We start from the raw sequence: 21,591 nt of genomic DNA, 5'->3' as shown, positions 1-21,591 counted from the left end.
TATTATGCTTAAGTTGAGCCTTATTCAGATGGATGTAGTTCATGGTGACCCGGAGGAAAACCGCCGGAAGTTGGAAGGGCTGTTGCGGGAGGCTTTGAAACCAAGGGTAAAGCCCGATGTAGTTGTACTACCGGAAATGTGGAACACCGGTTATGCCCTGGAAAGACTCTCTAACATAGCCGACAGGGACGGTAGGCCCACTGTGGAGTGGCTCAAAAGAGTGGCAGCGGAGAACGGCATAAACATAGTGGCGGGTTCGATAGCTGATTTCAGGATTGACTCACCAGCGGAAGAGCCACGGGTGTACAACACGGCTTACGTCATCAACAGGAGCGGGGAAGTTGTCGCCCGGTACGATAAGGTTCACAGGTTCAGGCTCATGGACGAGGAAAAGTATCTGGCGCCGGGTGCAGGGGCCGTCACCTTCGACTTGGACGGCATAACTTGCGGCCTTGCTATATGCTATGACATCAGGTTCCCGGAATTCATACGGAAAATAGCGCTGCTAGGGGCCAGAATTCTTTTCGTGCCGGCCCAGTGGCCCAAACCCAGGCACATGCACTGGAAGCTCCTGAATATTGTAAGGGCTATAGAGAATCAATTTTACGTGGTGGGCGTCAACAGGGTGGGGAACCAGGGCGATGCCGTGTTCCCGGGCATGTCCCTTGTTGTGAACCCGTGGGGGGAAGTACTGCTGGAAGGTGATGAAAGGGAAGGCGTTTTTGAAACAACTATTGATCTTTCCGTCGTCGATCAGGTGAGGGGATATATACCCGTATTTGAGGACCGGCGGCCGGATGCATATTAGGGGCTGAAAGGTAAAAAAATATTAAATGGCTGGGAAGATAAGCCAATAATAAACATTATGACGGGTGGGATTATTCATGAATTGTAAAACCATAATGGCTATTTTGCAAGACAACCGGACCCAGTCGGCCCCTAAGGTGCAGGAGATACTTACAAAATACGGGTGCAATATCAGAGTTCGCCTGGGGCTTCACGATGTAGATGAGAAAAACTGTTCCAACGAAGGCCTCATTATACTCCAGCTTTGCGGCTCCGATGAAGATATACAAAAACTTGAAAATGAACTTAATTCCCTCGAAAGGGTAAAGGCCAAGAGGATAATTCTCTCCTTCAACGACGAAATCGATGAACTCATACAAAGTATAGAACCCTAGCATCCGGGAAGCATTCCCGGATTTTTTCTTCGAAAAACTCCTTTAACTCCTCCATTTTATCGGGCGGATATACGTACTTGCCGTAGCCGAACTGGCCGAACTTAAATACCCGTTCCCTTTCGTCGAGCGGTACCTTAGTCTTGGGGAACACATCCAGGATGTTTTTCTTTGCCCTGGCGGTGAAGCGGTGGGTTATGAGTTCGAACTCCGGCGGATTTTTTACCCGGCCGGAAAGCTCCTTTTTGAGTTTTTCCAGCAATTCGCCGTATTCCTGTTTCCAGCCGGGATAGTGGAAGATGGGGCCTATTATGAAGCCCAGCGGATATTCCGCCATGGCGACTTTCGAAGCGGCGTCGATCCTTTCTTCCAGAGGCGGGGTCCTGTGCTCGAAATTTTTTATGACACTTTCGGAATTGATGCTGAACCGGAAGGTGGTCCTGCCGCAGTGCTCTGCATTCAGAAGTGAACCCACATTGGTGAACTTTGTAACGAACCGAAAAAGGCCCTTTTCCTGTTTTCCGAAAAACTCGATGGTCTTTTTGAGAGCACCGGTATACGGTTCCACCGGGAGCGGATCCGAAGTGGCCGAGCCCTCGAAAATGGTGGTGTCCGGCAGCCTTTTTTCAATGTACTCTTTCGCCCGGTCCAGTATTTCGTCAATATTTACGTAAACCCTGATGTAAGGCTTTTTCCCCAGGGTCGTATTGAGGTAGCAGTACTCGCACTCGCCTATGCAGCTGGTAACCAGAGGAAGCTGGTAGTGGGCGGAAGGCTTGCAGCTTTGGAATTCCGGGCTGCGCCGGATGCCGACGACCAGGGTCCTCTTGGCTTCGAAATAAGCTTCCTGGGGATTCTTTCCGGGTATGCCGGTAACCCTGTTATGGGACCCTATGAAGTAAATGTCGACGCCGAGTTCCTGCATTTTGTAATATATCTGCCTTCCCAGGGGGTAGTCAAGGGCCTCGCGTTCAAAATAAGCCCTTTTGGGGATAAAGAGATCCATAGTCTTTCACCTCAGTTTTATTTTTCCCCTAATATGTATTATCAATTAATGTGTGTTGAATTCCCGTTTATCAAATGATAAACTTTATTTAAAGGCCGGTAATTAGAAAGATCGCGGTGATCAATATGAACGTAAAACCAGAATTGTTGAAACCTCTCGATGAAGCCAGGTATTTGACGGCGGACAACGCCTCGAGATACCGGGTGATCATGAGGTATTTTTATGAGCAGCACCAGCGCCTTCGCTATTTCCTTTACAAAGAAGACGTTTTTAATTACCTTAAAAAAGTAGAGGCTTTTTTCGACTATACTATGGAAAAGTGCGAGCAGGATTTGAACACCCTGGTTCAGTGGAAAAATTTAATAGCCACACAGGATACCGGCAAGGCTGCGACGCTGGAAGAGTTTAGAAATAAAAAATTTCGCTACCAGCTCACACCGTATTCCATTGAGCTGGAGAGGGTGGCTATAAAGCTCGAAAGCATGGTGGGATATGGCGGATCGTTGGAGCCCTCACTTTTTGCCAGGGTATTTACCAGTATAACGAAAATCACGGAAGTAGCAAAGAGCGAGGATCAGGCTTATATAAGCCGGTGGTGGCAGGAACTGAACGGATATTTTGAAAGCATCTACCACAATGCCACCGACTACATCGCCGGGCTTCACAGTGCCAGGGCTGATGAGCTCATGAGAACCGAAGCTTTTTTAATCTATAAAGACAAGATGGTCAAATACTTAAGGGACTTTATAAAGGACCTCCAACATTTTTGCCCGGCCATCGAAGATTTCTTAAGAAACCTTGAAAAAAGCGATTTGAGTTCTGCCCTTGACAGAGTAGTGGAGTATGAGCTGAGCATACCGAGACTGGATGTAATACCCAGCCGAGATGAAATAAGGGAAAGCGTGCTGAACCGCTGGGAAAATATCGCTGGATGGTTTCTGGGATACGGGGGTGGAGAAAGCGAAGCCCAGAGGCTTTTAAACGTCACTAACGAAATAATTAGGAGGATAACCCGCTATGCCGCGAGGATCGCTGAAAGCCAGAGCAGGGCAGCGAGCCGTAAGAACGATTATATGAAACTGGCGCTGATGTTCGCAAAGTGCCCAGATTTAAGAGAAGCCCACAGGCTCTCGGCTGTTGTTTTCGGCTGCTTTAATACTCGCCATCTGGTAGGCGATTTTGAACGGGCTACAGACAGCATAACGAGCAGCGTATGGGAAGAAAGGCCCGGCTTTATCGTGATAAAGCCGAAGACGAGAAGTTACGGCGATGGCACTGCCAGGAGCCCCATTCGGGATACTAGCGCAGAAAGGCTGAAAATATTGAACGAACATTTGAAAGACCAGGAAAGGGAGCGGGATGTCATAAGAAGTTATATAAAAAACGGCAGGATAGATCTGAGAGAGTTGCCGGAAGTTGCTCCCTTTGTCAGAACAACGCTTCTTAGATGGATAGGAAAGGCCATGGGCACTAAAGGAAACACGGGTAGAACGGAAGACGGTATAGCATACAGGGTGCTTTTCCCCGAAAACGGGGAAAGGATTTGGATGAGGTCCGTCGACGGCAACATATATATGCCGGCTTTCATCATAGAGTTTGAAAGCGCGGGGTGATACCTTTGGAAGAACTGGAAATCCTCCTCGAAAACTTCTGGATTTTACGGGGAAAAGACAGAGAACTTTACCATCAGGTGCGCGATGCGCTGCCTAATATAGCCAATTTCATTGAAGAAAAGCTGGGCTTTCGTCTCATAGTGAATTCGCAGCTTATAAAACTGGAAAAGATACCGGCGGAACCGGAAGAATGGATGGGCATACAGCAGTTTAAGGAACCCCTGGACTACGCCTTTTTATGTATGCTCCTTGCTTTTCTGGAGGATAAAGGTCCCGAGGAGCAATTCGTGCTATCCAGCGTTACCGAGTTTATCGAGGCATCCTTTCCCGGCGAGGAAAAAGTCGACTGGACTTTATATACCCACAGGAAATCCTTAGTGCGTACCCTGAATTTTGCTGCTGAAATAGGCTTGATAAAAATAGATGACGGGGATCAGGAACGGTTTGCTGATGACCGGGATACCGAGGTACTTTATGAGAATACCGGAGTATCCAGGTTCTTCTTCCGGGCCCTTGGAAGGGAATTTTCTGAAGATTTTACACCCGAGGACTTTTTGATAGATGAGTTTTCAGAAGAAGCGGGACTCCGCCCTGAAATCAGGCGTCACAGGGTATACAGGAAACTTCTGCTTACGCCTGCCGTCTACTGCAAGAGCCCCCAGGACGAAGATTTCTTATATATAAAGAATATCAGGGGCACTATTCATCGGGACTTTGAGAAATACCTGGGGGCTGCGCTCCACGTCCATAAAAGCTCCGCCTTTTTGATATTAAACCGGTCAAAATACCTGAAATCCTGTTTTCCCGAAACGAACAGCAATATATCCGATATAACCCTCCTCCTTTCCCGCGCTATAAGAGAGGAGGTAGAATCCTCAGCATTAAAAGTAAACGTCGACGACAGCATCGAGATGGCTGAACCGGAATTTAAAGAAAAAATCAAAAAGATTAAGGACCGCTATCAGCGAGGCTGGTACAAAACCTACCGGGAGAAGTTCTTTGAAAAGCTCTATGAAGAGGTAGTAACCTTTCTGGAATTCTGGAAGATGATAGAAGTTGAGAAAGATTCGGGTACGGTCAGGATCCTGCCCATACTTGGGAAATTCGAGGGCGACTACCCGCCCGATTTTTACAAAAAAGGGGAAGTTGGAAATGCAGAGTCGCTGGATGATTAACCGGGTCGGTCTTTTAAATTTCTGGTATTACGACGAAGAGGTGTTCGAATTTGCCGGCGGAAGGTTGCTGCTTCGCGGTTCCAATGGTGCCGGCAAGTCTGTAACCATGCAAAGCTTCATACCGCTTTTGCTCGACGGCAACAGGAGCCCGGAAAGGCTTGACCCTTTCGGCTCGAGGGCAAGAAAGCTGGAAGATTATCTTCTGGGCGAGGAAGAGATAAACGGCCTGGACGAGCGCACCGGTTACCTCTTTATGGAGTTCAAAAGGGAAGAGGTTGAAAACTACATAACCACCGGCATGGGTCTGAGAGCCCGCCGGGGACAGGGCCTGGATATCTGGTACTTTATCATTCTGGACGGAAGGCGAATAGGGGTTGATTTTTTCCTGTACAAATATGAAGTAGGAGAGGAAGGCCAAAGGGAGAAGGTTCCCCTTTCCAAACGGGAGCTGAAAAACAGGATCGGAAGCGGCGGTGAGGTGGTGGAAAGCCAGCGGGATTACATGGAGCTGGTAAACCGGTACCTTTTCGGCTTCGACAACCTTGAAGAATACGAAGATCTGATAAAAATCCTGCTGTACCTAAGAAGCCCGAAGCTTTCAAAGGACTTTAAGCCTTCTACAATATACGGAATTTTAATGGATTCTCTTCCGGCCCTTAGCGACGATGACCTGCGCCCTCTTTCCGAAACCATAGAGAACATGGATCTAATAAAGTTGCGACTGGAGGATTTGAAAAGGAGCCAAAAAGCCCTTTCGAAGATAAAGGGGGAGTACGACGACTACAACCGGTTCATGCTTTACGAAAAAGCAAACATGTTTTTAAAGTCGCATTCTAATTTGAGCGATCTAAGGAAAAGCAAGTGGAGTTTGGAAGCGGAGCTGGAAGAACACAGGGATAATCTTTTAAAATTTCACGATTGGTTGAAGCTTCTGGAGGAAGAGGAAAAAGCCCTGAGGAAAAAGGAGGAAAGCCTCAGGGAAAGCGATGCTTTCAAAATCAAAAAGGAGATTGTAGATAAGGAAAGGGATCTTAGAGAGCTTTTGAAGGCAAAAGATGAAAAGGAAGTAATATTATCCCGTAAAGAAAGGGATATAAGAAATCTGGAAGATAAGATAGCAAAGGCGCAGGAAGAAAAGTGCTGCTTTGAGAATATTATTCACAACGACCAGGAGATATTGGACGAACTTTCAAAGGAGATCGATTTTGTCGAACACTCTTTTTTTGCGGGCGATTTAAACAGTGCCTTCGGTAGAGGTTTTGATTTCTCCCAGTGGGAAGCTCTGGCCCGGGGCCACAGGGAAAAGATAAAGAAAGTCTCCGAGCTTTTGAAGCGGGAAAGAGACGTTACCGAAAAGTACCAAAAAGCTCTCAAGGATCGAGAAGACCTGGAAAAGAGGCGCGGGGACCTTGAAAGGCAGTTGAAGAACTGGGGAGAGATATTTGAAGGCGCCAAGACCGAGTATGTGGAAAAAATTTATGATTGGTCGGATAAGAACGAAGAACTGAAGTTAGAAAGGCAGGAACTGGAATCTATTGCCCGCCTGGTCTTGCGTTACGGAGAAGAAGGCGGGTTTGACGAAATCCTTTCAGAAGTGAGGCATGCTTACGATAAAAATTACGGAGTGCTTCAGGAGGAGCTTCACTTTCTGAAAAATGAAAAAAAACAAATGGAACAGTCGTACAGCGAGAAAGCTGAGGAACTTTCCGAGTGGAGGAGTAAGAAGGAACCCGAACCTGAAAGAAGCGAGCAGGTGGAAAGGAACAGGAAAAGGCTCGCGGAACTGGGAATCCCACATATACCGTTTTATAAAGCGGTGGAGTTTCGGGAGGAAATCGACGAAGAGACGCGGGGGCTAATTGAAGCTGCTCTTGAGGAAATGGGGATTTTAGACGCTTTAATAGTGCCTAAAGAATATTTAAAACAGGCCATGGCCATGGACAAAGACTCAAGCGATAAGTTCATAATGCCCGGTGAATTCAGCATGAAGCTCGACCTCTTTCAGTATTTTAGGGTGTCCCTTCCGGAAGATAACGGGGAACTTGCCGGGGCAGTGGACGAAGCGATGAGAAATATAACGGTTTTCGAGGAGAAAGGGCAAACTTTCGTAACCGGGGACGGCTACTTCGGCATCGGCGCGCTGAGGGGTAAAGCGGCAGGCGGCGTCGCTTCCAGGTTTATCGGCTTTGAGGCGAGGAAGAGGTACCGGGAGGAAATAATACGGGCATTAAACGAAGAGCTGGAGGCGATAAGGCAGAAGATCCAGGAAGTCGAAAGCAGGATCAAAGGCGTTGAAAAAAGGATCGAAAATCTGAAAGAAGATTACCGCTCCTTCCCGGCAGACAAGGACCTGAGGGCTGCGCTCGAAACCCTGAAGGACGTAAAACTAAGGCTGGACCGCGTGGAGGAAGATTTATCAGAACAGAAAAAGATAGTATCGGACCTCTTCGATTCTCTCCAGAAGGCAAAAGCCGAAGCGAGGGAGGCGGCGTCCGGCCTCAGGATAAGACATAATCTGGAAAGCTTTCGAGCAGCAGAAGAAAAAGCTTATAGGTACCTGGATGCGCTTTCGGACTTGGATAAAAACTATTCAAAATTCCTATCAATTAAAGGAAACATCGATTTGATGGTGGAGAGAGCGCAGGAAGCAAGGCGGGATGCGGAAAACCTGGAGGTAGAGTTGCAGGGGATAAAGGAAAGAATAAGAACGATGGAAGTAGAAATACGAGCTCTGCAGGATGCCCTCGATGCTCTGGGGATCAGAGAGATTCAGGCTGAACTGGAATCCTGCATTGAAAGGCTCAGCGCAATTCCCCGAGAAATCCGCGATGTGTCTTCCAGGATATCGAAAACAGAAGCCAGGATAGAAAACATAAGCGCAGAGTTAGAAAAACTCAAAGGCGAAATTTCTCTGGCTGAAAGAGTTTTTGACAAATACCGGGAAGGCTTACAAAAAGAACTCGAACTCGGATTTGTCAGGGAAGTTGGGGATACCGGTACCATCGCCGGGTCTGAAGAAGATCAGGTGAAGACCTCTCGGGAAATCATTTTGAAACTCAGGAACAGGATCGAAAAAATCGGCCAGGACAAAGAGAAAATTACCCAGAGGCTCCAGGATGCATTCCATATTAACGTCAATCAGCTTTTGAACTACGGTCTTTCGATGAGTTATCTCTTCGATGAAGAAACCCAAAATTTAACGGAACACGAGGCAGAAGCTGTAAGGCGGCTGAGGAGGCTCCAAATAACGGCAAATCTCAGGGGCAAGAGTGTATCTATTTATGCCCTTTTCGAGACGGTCGAGCAGGAGATAGCTATAAACGAGAGCCTGCTTCGGGAAACCGACAGGAAGCTTTTCGAGGAAATCATGCTTCAAAATGTGGGAGCCAAAATCAGGGCGAAAATTTTCCGGGCCGAAGACTGGGTAAAAAACATGAACCGCCTCATGGCCGAACGGGATACTTCCAGCGGCATCACTTTTTCCCTCGCCTGGAAACCGCTGCCCGCCGAGACCGATGAGGAAATGGATACTCGAGAACTCGTCGAAATTTTAAAATCCGGTGTTCAGATGTTAAAGCCCGAAGATTTCGAGAGGGTTACCCGGCACTTCAGATCAAAGGTTGAAGCGGCGAAGAAGATCGCTGAAGGGCCGGCAGCCGAGACTTTCCACCGGATAATAAAAGAAGTGCTCGATTACCGGCGCTGGTTCGAGTTCAGACTTTATTACAAAAAAGAAGGGGAAAGCAGAAAGGAGCTCACCGACAGCGCCTTCAACAGGCTTTCGGGCGGCGAAAAGGCCATGGCCATGTATATACCGCTTTTTTCGGCGGTGTATGCCCGCTACGAAGCCGCCCGTTCCGACGCACCGAGGGTGATATCGCTGGATGAGGCTTTTGCCGGTGTAGACGACAACAACATAAGGGATATGTTCAAGCTGATGGAAGACCTGAGGTTCAATTATATAATCAATTCTCAGGTATTGTGGGGCGATTATGACACGGTGCCGCAGCTTTCTATTTGTGAACTGTTAAGGCCGAAGAACTCCAACTGTGTTACCGTTATAAGATACCTGTGGGATGGGGAAAAGCGGATTCTGTTGTTGAATGCGCTGGATGAGGCGGCGGCGTCGGAGCAGAGAGGTGAACTAAACTGAAAAAGGAAGACCTGGAATATTTTAAATCTCACTCCGGCTATAAGAGGCTCTTTACCGCCTTCCGGGAAAGATACAGGAGCCTTGGCCGGGTTGGGGGCAGCGTCAGACTCGTAAATTTAACGCCGGAAGAGAAAGAAGTACTTTCTGCTCATTTCAGACGGGATTACTCGCGAGCGTATGAAGCCACCGTCGGCCTTTTGGCCTTTGAAGAATCTTTAAAGGGCACCAGGTTTGAGGAATACAGCCTTTTACAGCTACTGGAGGCTTATTTCGGAAGTCCTCTGACCTGTAAAAGGGAAGAAGAGGATGCCTTTTTGAAAGCAAAAGAGCACTTTTTCGGTGAGCTTTTGACAGCCTGCGGATCGGATAGAAGCCGGATCTGGCTCGAAAAGGTGGCAAAAATGCAGGCCGCCGGTTGGAAGATGGTGCACCGGAGGTTTGTTTCGGAAAGCGATAGGTCAGGACTCTTCGAGGATATAAAGCTGGTATGCGAAGCCCTCGATAATCTCCCGGCCGGTAAAAATGAGAGGGAAAGGCTTCCGGTGTTTTCATCCCGGATAACAAAAGATCCCCACTGGTTTGATCCGGACACCTTTTGCGGTGCGCTGTTTTTAAACGCCCTTTTCACCCTTTTCTTCGACGAGGAACTAAAAGGTGGTGAGGCCCGGGCCGAAGCATACTACAGGGCCGGGCTTATAATCGACGAAATATCTAACTTCACTACTTTGTGCGGCCTTACCGCATATAAAGGAGATGCCGGCGATCCGGTATGGCAAGCGGCTTTTCAAAACTCTCAGGTATTACAGGTGCCTCTTTTGAATCTAAGCAGAGTTGAGCGGGTCGTAAGCCCTTTAAAAATAGTATTCGCCCTGGAAAATCCCGGCGTTTTTACTGCGCTGGTCGATCTCTTCCACGGAAGATCTCCGCTTCCGCCGATGGTATGTACCTTCGGCCAGCCGAGACTTGCTACTCTGGTGCTGCTCGACATGCTTGCAAAATCTGGCACGCAGATCTTTTATTCCGGAGATTTTGACCCGGAAGGACTTATGATTGCGGATAAGCTGGAAAAAAGATACAAAGAAAACTTCAAATTCTGGCGCTTTTCAGTGGAGGATTACGAGAAATCCCTTTCAGAAAGCGCTTTAAATAAAAAAAGACTCTCTATTCTAAATAACATTACATCTCCCGAACTCGCAGCTGTTAAAGAGAGAATCATGGAAACAAAAAAGGCAGGCTATCAAGAGCTTTTACTGGAGGAACTGTGTACCGATATAATAGATGTTATTAGTTAGCTTTATATCACAAAAATGGAGTGTGGCTGATATGAAGGGAAAACTGAAACCCGTTTGCACCAACTGCTACGCATTCACCAATCCCGAATCAAAGGTTGAAATTCATGTTTACCTCAGTCCCGGGTTATTTCAGGATTTCGGGGAGGACGAAGCCATAAACCAGCTTTACAACGCCTCGCTCCTGCCGGGGGTTGTAAGCCCCGTTATCGGCATGCCGGACATACATACCGGGTTCGGGCTGCCCATCGGGGGAGTCATGGCTACCGACTACGAAACCGGTGTAGTCTCGGCGGGTGCCGTAGGGATGGACATAAACTGCGGCGTCAGGCTTTTGACCACCAGGATTGACGCAGGGGAAATCAATGAGGAAAGGATATCGAAGATCCTGGATGCCATATCATCTCGTGTGCCTTCCGGAGTGGGCAAATCGAGTGCGGTGAAGGCTCTTCGAAAACCGGACCTGGATGCGGTGGCTCAGATCGGCGTCGAGTATTTTATCAGGGCAGGCTTCGGCAGAAAGGAAGACCTGGAGAGGATCGAGGACCGGGGCTGCATCCCCGTAGGAGATGCCGCAGCGGTGCCCAAGGCGGCGAGGGAAAGGGCTGACCAGCTTGCCACCATAGGCGGCGGCAATCACTTCATAGAAATCGGCAGGGTCGCAAAGGTCTTCGACCAGGAAACCGCCGCCAGGTTCGGGCTTTTTAAAGGCATGGTATACGTGCTCATCCACACTGGCAGCCGGGGCCTGGGGCATCAGATATGCACCGATTATTCCAGAATTATGTGGGAGCATTCCGAGAGGAACGGCACGAGGGCTCCTGTGAAGGGGCTGGCGTGCGCCCCGGTTTTTTCGGAGGACGGCCAGAATTACTTGAAAGCCATGGCCTGCGCGGCCAACTACGCTTTCTGCAACCGGCAGCTCATAACCCATTTCGTTCGGGAGGCTTTCGTAGAGGTCCTGAAAAAGCCCGAATCCGAGCTGGGGCTGGACCTGCTTTACGATGTGGCCCACAACATCGCAAAAAAAGAAAAACACGGGGGAAGGTGGCTCCTTGTCCACAGGAAGGGCGCTACCAGAGCCCTCCCCGCCGGCCACGGCGATAATCCGCCCTGCTACAGGGATACTGGGCATCCAGCTATAATCCCCGGCAGCATGGGCACGGCCTCATACGTGCTGGTCGGGCTCCCTGAAATACACCGGACTTTTTGCTCGGTAAACCACGGCGCCGGCCGGGTCATGTCCAGGAAGAGGGCAAAGAACGAATTCACAAGAGAACAGCTCCTGGAACAGACCAAAAACGTGGTTATAGCGGCGGGCAATTTAAGGGCACTGCTCGATGAGGCGCCTTTGGCCTACAAAGACATCGATGAAGTGGTGTTCACCCTGGTTGATGCCGGCCTCACAAAGCCGGTAGTGAAGCTAAAGCCCATGGGAGTCCTGAAAGGCGAAGGCGAGGAATCTTAAAGACTCTGCTGTGAAGCATTTAACGCCTATGTTTTATGCCCGTCAAAGCCCAGTGCTTCTTTGAATTCTTCCAACGTAGTAACCGGACTTTTACAGGACCCGTTTTTGCACACGTATGCCGCCGTCATACTGCCAATTTTGCCGTAGTTTTCATACGCGGGAATAATCTCTTTCAAACTGTCTGCATGGGCCCAAACCGCATATGGGAAGAAATTTTCTATGAGATGGTTGGTGAATTTTTCCGGCCTTTCTCCGGCTATTATGACTTCAATGCCGCCTGTCAGCGCGTATATAAAAGAGTAGAGGAAGAAAGTGTGGTAAACGGGGTTTGCGGAGATTCTCCTCGCGAAAACCCTGTACTGATTTCGGGCAAGCTCGTCCATGCCGCTGTCGAAGAGCAGTCTCGAGAGCCTGGCAAGGGAAAAAGCGGCAACCGAATTTCCTGAAGGCACAGCACCGTCGTCGGTGTCCTTTGCCCGTGCGGGCAGGTGGTCCACATCGCTGCCGGTGAGGTAAAACCCGCCGGCTTCTTTGTCGTAAAAAAGGTCTATCATCTCATCCGCCAGAGACTTTGCTTTATTAAGGTAACCTGTGTCGAGGGTATACTCGTAAGCCTCCAGAAGAGCCCATAAAAGATGGCTGTAATCGTCGAAGGTCGCCCTGGCCTTCATAATTCCGTTCCTGTATCCGACGTGTAGGCGCCCATCGGCCCCCCGGGCTCTTTCCAGGATAAAATTCAAAGCGACCTCGGCTTCTTTCCTGTAGTTTTCGTTCTTCGTAATCCCGTATGCCCTGAACAAGGAGGCGATCATTAGGCTGTTGCCCGAAACCAGTATTTTTTCGTCCCTGAAAGGTTTTACCCTTTGTTCCCTGTATTCAAAGAGCTTTTTTCTGGTATCCTCGTCCATTTTACAGGAGAGATCCCTGCCTATAAGGTTCGGGATGTTTTTTCCTTCGAAGTTTCCCCTTTCGGTTATATTGTAGTTTTCCATAAACTTGCCGGCGCGGTCGCCCAGCACTTGCCTTATTTCCTGCGGCGTCCAGGTGTAAAACCTGCCTTCTTCTCCTTCAGAGTCGGCGTCTTCGGCGGTGTAAAACCCTCCGTCCGGGTTTTTGAGATTCCTTAAGACGTAGTCTATTATTTCGAGAGCAAAGGTCTTAAAAAACTCGTCCCGGGTTATTTTGTAGACTTCGGCGCAGACAAAACAAACCAGTGCGTTGTCGTACAGCATTTTCTCGAAATGGGGTACCAGCCATCGCCTGTCGGTGGAATACCGGCACAGGCCGAATCCGATATGGTCGTATATGCCACCCTTGTACATGTTTTTTAGGGTGTTTTTCACCATCTCTAGGGCTTCGGGGTCCTTCCTGTAGTCATAGTACCCGAGCAGGAACAGCAGGGTGCAGGGCATCGGAAACTTGGGCGCCCCGAAGAATCCGCCGTATTTCCTGTCGTAAGAGGCCTTCAGCGTTTCAAAGGCTTTATCGATCACCCCGGGATCCAGTTCCCCGGGACTGGTGCGCTCCAGCTTTTTAATCGATGACACTATTTCCCTGCCGGTGGTGATTAACCTTTCTCTATCTTTCTGCCACAGTTCGTTTATTTTTAAAAGAATGGTTTTGAGTCCCGGCCGGCCGTAGGAGTCCTCCTTTGGTAGATAAGTTGCCGCAAATACCGGGTGCTTGTCGGGAGTCATGATAATGGTCAGAGGCCAGCCCCCGCTGCCGGTTAGGGCCTGGCATACTCCCATGTAATAATTGTCCACGTCGGGATGCTCTTCACGGTCGACTTTGATGGAGACGTAGTATCTGTTGAGTATGTCCCCTACTTCTTCATCTTCGAAGCTTTCCCTCTCCATCACGTGGCACCAGTGGCAGGTGGAATAACCGATGCTCAAGAATATTAATTTTTCCTCCCTGCGGGCCTTTTCGAAAGCTTCATATCCCCACGGGTACCAGTCCACCGGATTGTACGCGTGCTGAAGCAGGTACGGAGATTTTTCATCTATAAGCCTGTTTGGCTTCTTGTTTTCGTTATCCATAATTTTACCCACCGGCTTAAGTTTGTACTTATTATGTCTCGTGAAAAGAAAAAAATAAGATGGTGTTCAATTAAAATCTTTTTAAGGGGATTTGGATAAATTTTCTGTGCGAATTTTCACTGAAATATTGGGATTTATATGATATAATATTAGTAGCATCACAAATAAAGAAAATTTTGTCAGGTGAGTTGCTATGAGAGAAAAAGCCATGCGGTTTATGAATAAAAAAATATTACCGGTTAAGGAAGCGGATCTGGATAAAAACGTAGCGTTTGACCCCAAAGATTGCGATTATATAGTCGTTCTGAATAGCGATTGTTTACCGTTAAAAATATTGTCGTTATCTGAAAATTTTGATATAAAAAAATGCTCGCCTATAACCTCATTTCGGATAATTGGTGAACACGACAGCATCGACATCAAGAACTATAATGGGGAATTTTTTCTCGTAAACGGTAATCGTGGCGAAATAAAGGGTGTAATAACGTATAAAGAAATAATTTCATTCATGTTGAATAGTATAAAATCTATTAAAAACGAACTGGACCTTGTGAAGACTGACCTGGAAGCTTTTATGGCTTGTTCTGACGATCTGGCTTGCATTACCGATGGGTCAGGTTCAAAAGTGAGGATAAGCTCATCCTGTGAAAAACTTTATGGAGTAAAACCTGAAAGCCTCATAGGGAAAAATGTAAAAGATTTGGAAAAAAACGGGATGTACTTTCCATCGGCTACACGGATGGTTATTGAAGAGAAAAAACCGGTTACAGTAACTCAAAAGACAAAAACCGGTCGGAAATTATTGGTAACTGCTACACCTGTTTTTGATGAACAGGGAGGCATTAAAAGAGTTGTCAGTATTTCTAAAGATATCACCGATGAAGAAAAGCTGAAGACTGAACTGAAACAGACTAAGGAGCTTCTTCAAAAATACGAAAAAGAGCTGTTATCTCTGAGAATCGCCCACATCAAAAATTCCGAGATAATATACAGAAGTAGAGCCATGGAAAAATTAATGGAGACCGTAAACAAAGTCGCCGCAGTAGAATCTACTGTATTGATCTACGGTGAAACAGGTGTAGGCAAAGAGGTACTTGCCAAGTATATTCACAATATAAGCGACAGGAGTAATGGGCCTTTTGTGAAAATTAACTGCGGAGCAATACCAGAAAACCTACTTGAGGCAGAATTATTCGGCTATGAAAAGGGCGCATTTACAGGGGCAAGAAGCGAGGGCAAGCCAGGACTTTTTGAGGTAGCAGATAAAGGTACACTATTGCTAGATGAAGTTAGCGAGCTTCCGCTTCCCTTACAGGTAAAGCTTTTGAGAGTTTTGCAGGAAAAAGAATTTATTCGGGTGGGTGGTATAAAAACTATTAAAGTTGATGTGAGGATAATCGCTGCCTCAAATAAGGATTTAAAAGAGCTAGTAAAAGACGGAAAATTCAGACAGGATCTTTATTACAGACTCAATGTGGTTCCTATTACGGTGCCTCCCCTAAGGGAAAGGCCGGAGGATATCCCGATTCTGGCTCATCACTTCTTAAACTTGTTTAATGAAAAATACGGCCGTTCAAAACAACTGACGAACGAAGTGATTGAGGCCTTTATGAGATATTCGTGGCCAGGTAATGTCCGAGAACTTGAAAATGTAATTGAAAGGCTAGTAGTGATTTCGGAAGACAATTATATAACAAAAAAAGATTTGCCGGTAGAATTGTTAAATGGAGAAGAAACAAATAAATCTGAAGGCGTTTATGTTTCTGAAATAATGCCTTTGAAAAAAGCAAGTGCCCTCGTGGAATATCAGTTGATAAAACGGGCCATAGAAAAAGGCGGAAGCACCTATAAAGCTGCGGAAATACTGGGAGTAGACCAATCAACAATAATAAGGAAATTGAAGAAGTTCGAATCGAAGTTATTATAGTTAGTGTTAATGCATTTTTGCAGTAAATTGGCTTTAGAATTGCATAAAACCTGATGTTTTTTTAAACATTAGAGAAGCAAAAAATCCAATGAGCTCAAGGCAAAAAGACCTTCGTATTTTTTATACGGAGGTCTAATTTTTTTGGCATAGATATTGCTTTCCATGGGTACTTAGGAATTTATCCAATCGGGAGGTTGTCAAATGACTCGCGATACTTACAAAAAAAGTGCTATGGAAAGGCTTAACTCATTATCGCAAGATATGGAATTATGGTGGGATTCAAATCCGCTTATTTATGAAAAATGGTGCAGTGATTTTATAAGTTCAGTCGATGAAGATTTAAAGGAACTAATAAGCTTGCAACTTAAAAAGTTGTGGGATGAAAAATTAGAGCCGGGGAAATGGGTTTTTCAGGGAGTGACTACCAATCCGCCGCTTACAAAAGCTGTATTTGATAATTTAAAAGCTGAGTGGGAGAAAATAATCCGGGATATAATCAAGGCCAATCCCGGAATGGATTACAAACAAGTGACTTGGGAGGCATATAAGGAAGCCTGCAAGAGGGGTGCTGAACGATACCTTCCTCTTTTTGAAAAATCCGGATACAAATACGGTTACGTGTCAGCTCAGGTGGACCCGAGGCTTTTTACCGATGAAAAAGAAATGGTGAGGCAGGCCCTTGAATTGAAAGCACTGCAGCCAAATATAATGGTAAAAATCCCCACTACCAGATCTGGAGTACTCGCGATTTTCATTCTTACATCTCTCGGCGTTCCTACAAATGCAACTCTTTGCTTTACGTTGCCTCAGATAATGGCGGTAGCTGAAGCTGTAAAACAGGGAAAGGCCGTCGGAGAAAAATATGGGGTGGATTATTCTAGATGGCGTTCGGTTATTACCATTATGATAGGAAGGTTTGAAGATGCCAAAATTTTTGAGCAGCAGGCAAAAGAAAGAGGTATAGACCTTACAGAAGAAATGAAAAGATGGGCGGGCATTGCTATAACCAAAAAAGCTTGCAGGATTCTGTCAGAGAGGAACTACCCCAGCAAGATGCTGGTGGCTTCAAGCAGGGTTAGCCCTAAAGTAAATGGCATACAGTGTATCTGGCATATCGAAAAACTTGCAGGATGTAATCTGGTGTACACTATGAATCCCGAGCTAATCAAGTCATTTATGTTGTTATATTTGGATAGGCCCATAGAAGATAAAAGTAAAGAATCTGTCCCGGATGAAGTTATGGAAAAACTGTTGAAAATTCCGTATTTTGCTGAAGCTTACGGCGAGGATACCATTAGTCCTGAAGAATTTGAAAATTTAGAGCCTACTGTTACAACTTATAACCAATTTTCAAAGGCTATGGTAGGTTTAGAAGAATACGTTAAGTCACTGTTTTAAAAGGAAGTTGAAGGAGTGATTCTTTTGGATGTGAGCGAGGAAAAAATCGAAGTGATTAAGCAGACTGCTGAAAGAATCAGAAAAGACTGCCTTTGGATGAGCACCCGAGCAGGGACAGGACATCTCGGCCCTGCGCTTTCCCTTGCAGAAATTCTCGCTACTTTATATATAGGTATTTTAAAACTGGACCCACAAAATCCGCGGTGGTCTGATAGAGATAGATTAATATTGAGCAAAGGACATGGCTGTTTGGCACTCTATTCTATTCTTTCCCAAGTAGGCTTTTTCGAAAGAAGGCATTTAAAAGATTTTTGTTCTAGATTTGATACAGTGTTACCTGGCCACCCGGAAATGAAGCTTCCCGGCGTAGAGGCCAATACGGGATCTTTGGGACACGGCATTGCCATTGGCATGGGAATGGCTTTGGCTGCCCACCTGGATAAAAAGGAATATAAGGTCTTTGTGGTAACTGGAGACGGGGAATTACAGGAGGGGAGTAACTGGGAGGCAGCCATGGCAGCTGCCCATTATAAGCTGTACAATTTGGTAGTGGTGGTCGATAGAAACAGGCTTCAGCTGGGAGATTTTACGGAGAATATTAGCCGCCTTGAGCCTCTGGCCGAGAAGTGGTCGTCTTTCGGCTGGGGAGTTAAAGTTGTTGACGGCCATGATGTAAGAGAATTGCTATTAGCTTTTGAAGAGATTCCTTTTGTCAAAAATCAGCCTTCGGTTGTTATAGCCAATACAATAAAAGGCAAGGGATTAAAAATAGCGGAGAACAAAGTGGAATGGCACTATAAAGTACTGACACGCAAGCAGTATGAAGACTTGAAAAATGAGCTAGCACTGGAGGAACTTTGCGATGAGTGAATTGAAAAAGTCTACCCGAACCTCATTTGCTGAGGCTCTTTTGGAGGTTGGAGAAAAAAATTCGAACGTTGTTGTAGTGGCAGCGGATTCGGCTTCGCGCTATGGGGATTTTGTAAAAAGGTTTCCCGAGAGGAGTTTTAACGTAGGCATAGCTGAGCAAACGATGGTCGGTGTAGCAGCTGGATTGGCCCTTTCGGGCAAGATTCCGGCAGTTACATCTTATGCTAACTTTCTAGCGTTTCGCGCTATAGAACAAGTACGCGTGGATGTAGCCACAGCTAATTTAAATGTAAAGATGATAGGGACCGATACGGGTTTTTCTTCAGCGTGGTTAGGCTTTACACATTTAGCCTTGGAGGATGTAGCAGCCGTTAGAGCTTTACCAAACATAGTTATAATAGACCCTGCAGATGCGATGGAAGCTTACAGTGCTACAAAAGCAATGTTTGATTATATCGGACCTGTTTATATGCGCTTAAGAGGAAGAAAAGATGAGCCAGTAATTTTTACTAAAGAGGATAAATTTGAAATTGGGAAGGGCAGGGTTTTGGTAGAAGGTAAAGATGTTCTAATCGTCGCATGCGGCGGCGCTTTGTACGATAGCTTGAAAGCTGCTGAAATTTTGCGGTTAAAGGGTATTTATGCCACAGTAGTGAACATGGCAACTGTAAGGCCGGTAGACAAAAAGTTATTAACAGAGCTTACTTCTTATTTAGATAAAGTAGTAACTGTGGAGCACCACAATATTACCGGCGGCCTTGGAAGTGCTGTAGCAGAATTTCTGGCTGAAAAAGGTTCTGGAGTGAAGTTTTTGAGGATGGGAGTAAAAGATAGGTTCGGCACAGCAGGTTCTGAAGAAATGTTAAAACGGCATTTCGGCCTTGATAGCGGAGCAATAGCTGAAACAGTGGAGAATTTTATTAAAGAGATTAGCTGAAAAAAGAGGTGAAAGAAAATGAGAATTATTATAGGAAGCGATCATTTTGGTTTTGACTTAAAGGAGATAATCAAAGAACATTTGAATTCAAAAGGACTAGAAGTTGTTGATATAGGGGTACATGATAAAACCCCGGTCGATTATCCTGATATTGGTCTTGCTCTTGCTGAGAAAATAGCTTCTGGGGATTTTGAGCGGGGAATACTAATTTGCGGTACCGGTATAGGTATGGCTATAGTGGCAAACAAAGTTCCTGGGGTGAGAGCAGCCGTATGCCATGATGTATATTCCGCAGAAAGGGCGCGCAAGAGTAACAATGCTCAGGTAATGGCCATAGGGGCCCAGGTAGTGGGTCCTGAGCTTGCAAAAAAATTAGTGGATGTCTGGCTCGAGGCTGAGTTTCAGGGAGGACGGTCCTTGCCAAAGGTAGAAAAGATTAATATGATAGATGTGAAGTATCGCCGCCAGATGGGATAAGAAAACTTAATTTAAAAGGGGGCAGAAAAATGCGTTATGATTGTGATCTGCACTGCCATACTGTGCGGTCCGACGGGAACGATTCACCGGAAGAACTTATTAAAAATGCAGCCAAGGCAGGCCTTAAAGTAGTCGCGATTACAGATCACGATATACAGCCTCCGCTTTATTTAGAAACTGATGATGGCAAGGTAGATATAAGGGTTTTTGCGAGGCAGAATGGAATTGGGGTGGTATTAGGATACGAATTTTCCTGCGATACTTATGTGGATGACGTTCATATACTAGGATACCGCATGAATTTTGAAAGTCCGCTGTTAAAAGAGGAAGTAGAAAGAGCAAAAAGGAGCAAATCTGAGGCCTACAGGGAACTGTGTGAACTACTTACATCTAAAGGTATGCCTGTGGATTACGAGAATGAAATACTAAAGTATACTGACGAAGAGGGCAACATAAGATACAGGGACCCTGATGAAGTCCAAAGAAAACATATATTCGAATTGATGGCCCAAAAAGGTTATGCTCCGACATGGAAAGATGCAAAAATAATGGTGCGAGATGATCCAGAACTAAACGTTCGGAGAAAGAAAATAAGCCCGTTTGACGCCATTGATCTAATAAAAACCTGCGGTGGAACGGCGGTACTGGCTCATCCTTTCCTGATAGACGAAATTATCCAATACCCGGACGGAAGGAATTTAACGAGAAAAGAGTATATAGAAAAACTGATAAACCACGGGCTTGATGGCATTGAGGCCTGCTATCCTTATAGCAAAACGAGTTATAAGGGACCTTTAAAGGATTCGGAAATTGAAATATTAGTGAAACAAGAATATGCCGGGAAGGTAAAGTTCTTTACCGGTGGGTCGGATTATCACGCCGATCATAAAAAAGGCGTGGTAAATCCAAGGTATTTAGGAGAAGGCGGCATTTCAATCGAAGAGTTTAATGCCATTAGGGAATATATGTTGTAAGGAGTGGTAAAATGCCCCTTGTAGATAGCAAGGCAATGCTTATCTATGCTATGGAAAATAAGTTTGCTATTGGTGCTTTTAATGCAAATAATATGGAAATCGCTCAGGCAATCGTAGAGGCTGCGGAAGAAGAAAAGGCCCCTGTTATAGTCCAAATAAGCCAGGGAGCTATAGAATATGCGGGGGAAAACTGCCTTTTTTCTATAGTGAAATCGCTGGCAGATAAAGCATCGGTACCAGTAGTGTGTCATTTGGATCACGGAGTGGATTTCAATACGGTGATTAAAGCATTAAAAGCAGGTTTTACTTCCCTTATGTTCGATGGATCTTCCCTTCCCTTTGAAGAAAATGTGAGAATAACTAAAAAACTGGCGGAAATAGCCCACGCAGCGGGTGTTCCTCTGGAAGGAGAAATAGGGAAAGTACCCGATGCCGCAAAAGGACCTCTTTCTCCGGAGGAGGTACAGAAATACCTTACTACGCCTGAAGAAGCCAAAGAATTTTGCGAAAAGACCGGCGTGGATTCGCTGGCGGTTTCCGTAGGAAGCGCGCACAGAATGAAAGTCCAATCGGCCCGGCTAGACATTGAAAGGATAGCGAAGATAAAGGAAAAAGTAAAAGTCCCTCTGGTACTTCACGGGGCGTCGGGAGTACTGGATGAATCCGTCGTTGAGGCCATAAAGGCGGGGATAAGCAAGATTAACTTTGCAACGGAGCTCAATAAAGCTTTTACAAATGCGTTGAGGCAAAAACTAACTTCCGACCCAGATCTGGTAGATGTCAGAAAATATGGTGCAGTAGCAAGGGAAAATGTAAAGAGAATTGTAAGAGAAAAAATAAACTTGTTAAATTCCGCAGGTAAAGCAGAAGAAGTGCTCAGCTTTATATCTAAGAACGATTATTTTAAACGATATATTGATAAATCTGCAATCGTGGAATGATTTTAACAAAGGCCCTTATCTTTAAGGGTCTTTATTTTAAATATTTTCCAGAAACTGATCTTTTTTATTAAGAATGGGAGTAGCGGTTGGTGCTTTTAGTTTAAGAAGATTGCAGTATATCAAACACCATGAGATATCCGCAA

The 21,591-nt window shown here is 46.0% G+C and carries 16 protein-coding genes; 14 read left to right on the top strand and 2 right to left on the bottom strand.

Annotated features, from left to right (window positions below):
• Positions 1-4 precede the first annotated feature (4 nt).
• Together LZ11_RS02605 and LZ11_RS02600 are read left to right on the top strand one after the other, a co-directional pair.
• The gene (locus tag LZ11_RS02605) at positions 5-808 is read left to right on the top strand and encodes a carbon-nitrogen family hydrolase (RefSeq protein WP_148866355.1); all 804 of its coding nucleotides are present in this window, start codon (positions 5-7) and stop codon (positions 806-808) included.
• 76 nt (positions 809-884) lie between these two features.
• Entirely contained in the window at positions 885-1,181 is a 297-nt protein-coding gene (locus LZ11_RS02600; protein ID WP_148866354.1) for a CPF_0552 family protein, read from the top strand.
• Here LZ11_RS02600 and splB read toward each other — a convergent pair.
• The gene (gene splB / locus LZ11_RS02595; protein ID WP_148866353.1) at positions 1,159-2,184 is read right to left on the bottom strand and encodes a spore photoproduct lyase; all 1,026 of its coding nucleotides are present in this window, start codon (positions 2,182-2,184) and stop codon (positions 1,159-1,161) included. The two genes, LZ11_RS02600 and splB, sit on opposite strands and share 23 nt — an antisense overlap.
• 125 nt (positions 2,185-2,309) lie before the next feature.
• Between splB and LZ11_RS02590 the strand changes: the two genes are divergently transcribed.
• The 5 genes from LZ11_RS02590 to LZ11_RS02570 are packed head-to-tail and all read left to right on the top strand — an operon-like array spanning position 2,310 to position 11,882.
• A complete protein-coding gene (locus LZ11_RS02590) occupies positions 2,310-3,797 on the top strand; it encodes a TIGR02677 family protein (RefSeq protein WP_148866352.1) in 1,488 nt (495 codons plus the stop codon).
• A 5-nt stretch (positions 3,798-3,802) separates the two neighbouring features.
• Positions 3,803-4,972, top strand: a complete 1,170-nt coding sequence (locus tag LZ11_RS02585; RefSeq protein WP_148866351.1) for a TIGR02678 family protein — start codon at positions 3,803-3,805, stop codon at positions 4,970-4,972.
• Positions 4,950-9,125, top strand: coding sequence for a TIGR02680 family protein (locus LZ11_RS02580; RefSeq protein WP_148866350.1), 4,176 nt, complete (start codon positions 4,950-4,952; stop codon positions 9,123-9,125). The genes LZ11_RS02585 and LZ11_RS02580 overlap by 23 nt, the downstream gene beginning before the upstream one ends.
• Complete coding sequence (locus LZ11_RS02575) at positions 9,122-10,417, top strand: TIGR02679 family protein (RefSeq protein WP_148866349.1); 1,296 nt, start codon at positions 9,122-9,124, stop codon at positions 10,415-10,417. Before LZ11_RS02580 ends, LZ11_RS02575 begins: the two co-directional genes overlap by 4 nt.
• Before the next feature lie 31 nt (positions 10,418-10,448).
• Complete coding sequence (locus LZ11_RS02570) at positions 10,449-11,882, top strand: RtcB family protein (protein WP_148866348.1); 1,434 nt, start codon at positions 10,449-10,451, stop codon at positions 11,880-11,882.
• Positions 11,883-11,908: 26 nt separating this feature from the next.
• On the opposite strand, the gene LZ11_RS02565 is transcribed toward LZ11_RS02570, so the two are convergent.
• A complete protein-coding gene (locus LZ11_RS02565) occupies positions 11,909-13,924 on the bottom strand; it encodes a thioredoxin domain-containing protein (RefSeq protein ID WP_148866347.1) in 2,016 nt (671 codons plus the stop codon).
• Between the two features lie 193 nt (positions 13,925-14,117).
• On the opposite strand from LZ11_RS02565, the gene LZ11_RS02560 reads away from it, so the two are divergent.
• The 7 genes from LZ11_RS02560 (at position 14,118) to LZ11_RS02530 (ending at position 21,448) form a co-directional block, all read left to right on the top strand.
• The gene (locus LZ11_RS02560; protein ID WP_148866346.1) at positions 14,118-15,851 is read left to right on the top strand and encodes a sigma-54 interaction domain-containing protein; all 1,734 of its coding nucleotides are present in this window, start codon (positions 14,118-14,120) and stop codon (positions 15,849-15,851) included.
• Positions 15,852-16,052: 201 nt separating this feature from the next.
• A complete protein-coding gene (locus tag LZ11_RS02555; protein WP_148866345.1) occupies positions 16,053-17,249 on the top strand; it encodes a transaldolase family protein in 1,197 nt (398 codons plus the stop codon).
• Between the two features lie 24 nt (positions 17,250-17,273).
• The gene (locus LZ11_RS02550) at positions 17,274-18,119 is read left to right on the top strand and encodes a transketolase (RefSeq protein ID WP_148866344.1); all 846 of its coding nucleotides are present in this window, start codon (positions 17,274-17,276) and stop codon (positions 18,117-18,119) included.
• A complete protein-coding gene (locus LZ11_RS02545) occupies positions 18,112-19,056 on the top strand; it encodes a transketolase family protein (RefSeq protein ID WP_148866343.1) in 945 nt (314 codons plus the stop codon). Before LZ11_RS02550 ends, LZ11_RS02545 begins: the two co-directional genes overlap by 8 nt.
• Positions 19,057-19,074: 18 nt before the next feature.
• Complete coding sequence (gene rpiB, locus LZ11_RS02540; protein WP_148866342.1) at positions 19,075-19,533, top strand: ribose 5-phosphate isomerase B; 459 nt, start codon at positions 19,075-19,077, stop codon at positions 19,531-19,533.
• Positions 19,534-19,562: 29 nt separating this feature from the next.
• The gene (locus LZ11_RS02535) at positions 19,563-20,507 is read left to right on the top strand and encodes a PHP domain-containing protein (protein ID WP_148866340.1); all 945 of its coding nucleotides are present in this window, start codon (positions 19,563-19,565) and stop codon (positions 20,505-20,507) included.
• Positions 20,508-20,518: 11 nt separating this feature from the next.
• On the top strand, positions 20,519-21,448 hold the full coding sequence (locus tag LZ11_RS02530; RefSeq protein WP_148866338.1) for a class II fructose-bisphosphate aldolase: 930 nt from the start codon (positions 20,519-20,521) through the stop codon (positions 21,446-21,448).
• Positions 21,449-21,591: the final 143 nt, after the last annotated feature.

It is taken from the genome of Thermosediminibacter litoriperuensis (assembly GCF_008124715.1).
In the GTDB taxonomy this organism is placed as follows: Bacteria; Bacillota; Thermosediminibacteria; order Thermosediminibacterales; family Thermosediminibacteraceae; genus Thermosediminibacter; species Thermosediminibacter litoriperuensis.
The sequence above is the reverse complement of the archived record's forward strand: the minus strand, read 5'-3'. Positions and strand labels throughout refer to the sequence as shown.

Excerpts from the sequence above, each read along its gene's own strand:
- LZ11_RS02605 (WP_148866355.1), top strand. The coding sequence starts at position 5 with ATGCTTAAGTTGAGCCTTATTCAGATGGATGTAGTTCATGGTGACCCG.
- LZ11_RS02600 (WP_148866354.1), top strand. The coding sequence starts at position 885 with ATGAATTGTAAAACCATAATGGCTATTTTGCAAGACAACCGGACCCAG.
- splB (WP_148866353.1), bottom strand. The coding sequence starts at position 2,184 with ATGGATCTCTTTATCCCCAAAAGGGCTTATTTTGAACGCGAGGCCCTT.
- LZ11_RS02590 (WP_148866352.1), top strand. The coding sequence starts at position 2,310 with ATGAACGTAAAACCAGAATTGTTGAAACCTCTCGATGAAGCCAGGTAT.
- LZ11_RS02580 (WP_148866350.1), top strand. The coding sequence starts at position 4,950 with ATGCAGAGTCGCTGGATGATTAACCGGGTCGGTCTTTTAAATTTCTGG.
- LZ11_RS02570 (WP_148866348.1), top strand. The coding sequence starts at position 10,449 with ATGAAGGGAAAACTGAAACCCGTTTGCACCAACTGCTACGCATTCACC.
- LZ11_RS02565 (WP_148866347.1), bottom strand. The coding sequence starts at position 13,924 with ATGGATAACGAAAACAAGAAGCCAAACAGGCTTATAGATGAAAAATCT.
- LZ11_RS02560 (WP_148866346.1), top strand. The coding sequence starts at position 14,118 with ATGAGAGAAAAAGCCATGCGGTTTATGAATAAAAAAATATTACCGGTT.
- LZ11_RS02555 (WP_148866345.1), top strand. The coding sequence starts at position 16,053 with ATGACTCGCGATACTTACAAAAAAAGTGCTATGGAAAGGCTTAACTCA.
- LZ11_RS02545 (WP_148866343.1), top strand. The coding sequence starts at position 18,112 with ATGAGTGAATTGAAAAAGTCTACCCGAACCTCATTTGCTGAGGCTCTT.
- rpiB (WP_148866342.1), top strand. The coding sequence starts at position 19,075 with ATGAGAATTATTATAGGAAGCGATCATTTTGGTTTTGACTTAAAGGAG.
- LZ11_RS02535 (WP_148866340.1), top strand. The coding sequence starts at position 19,563 with ATGCGTTATGATTGTGATCTGCACTGCCATACTGTGCGGTCCGACGGG.
- LZ11_RS02530 (WP_148866338.1), top strand. The coding sequence starts at position 20,519 with ATGCCCCTTGTAGATAGCAAGGCAATGCTTATCTATGCTATGGAAAAT.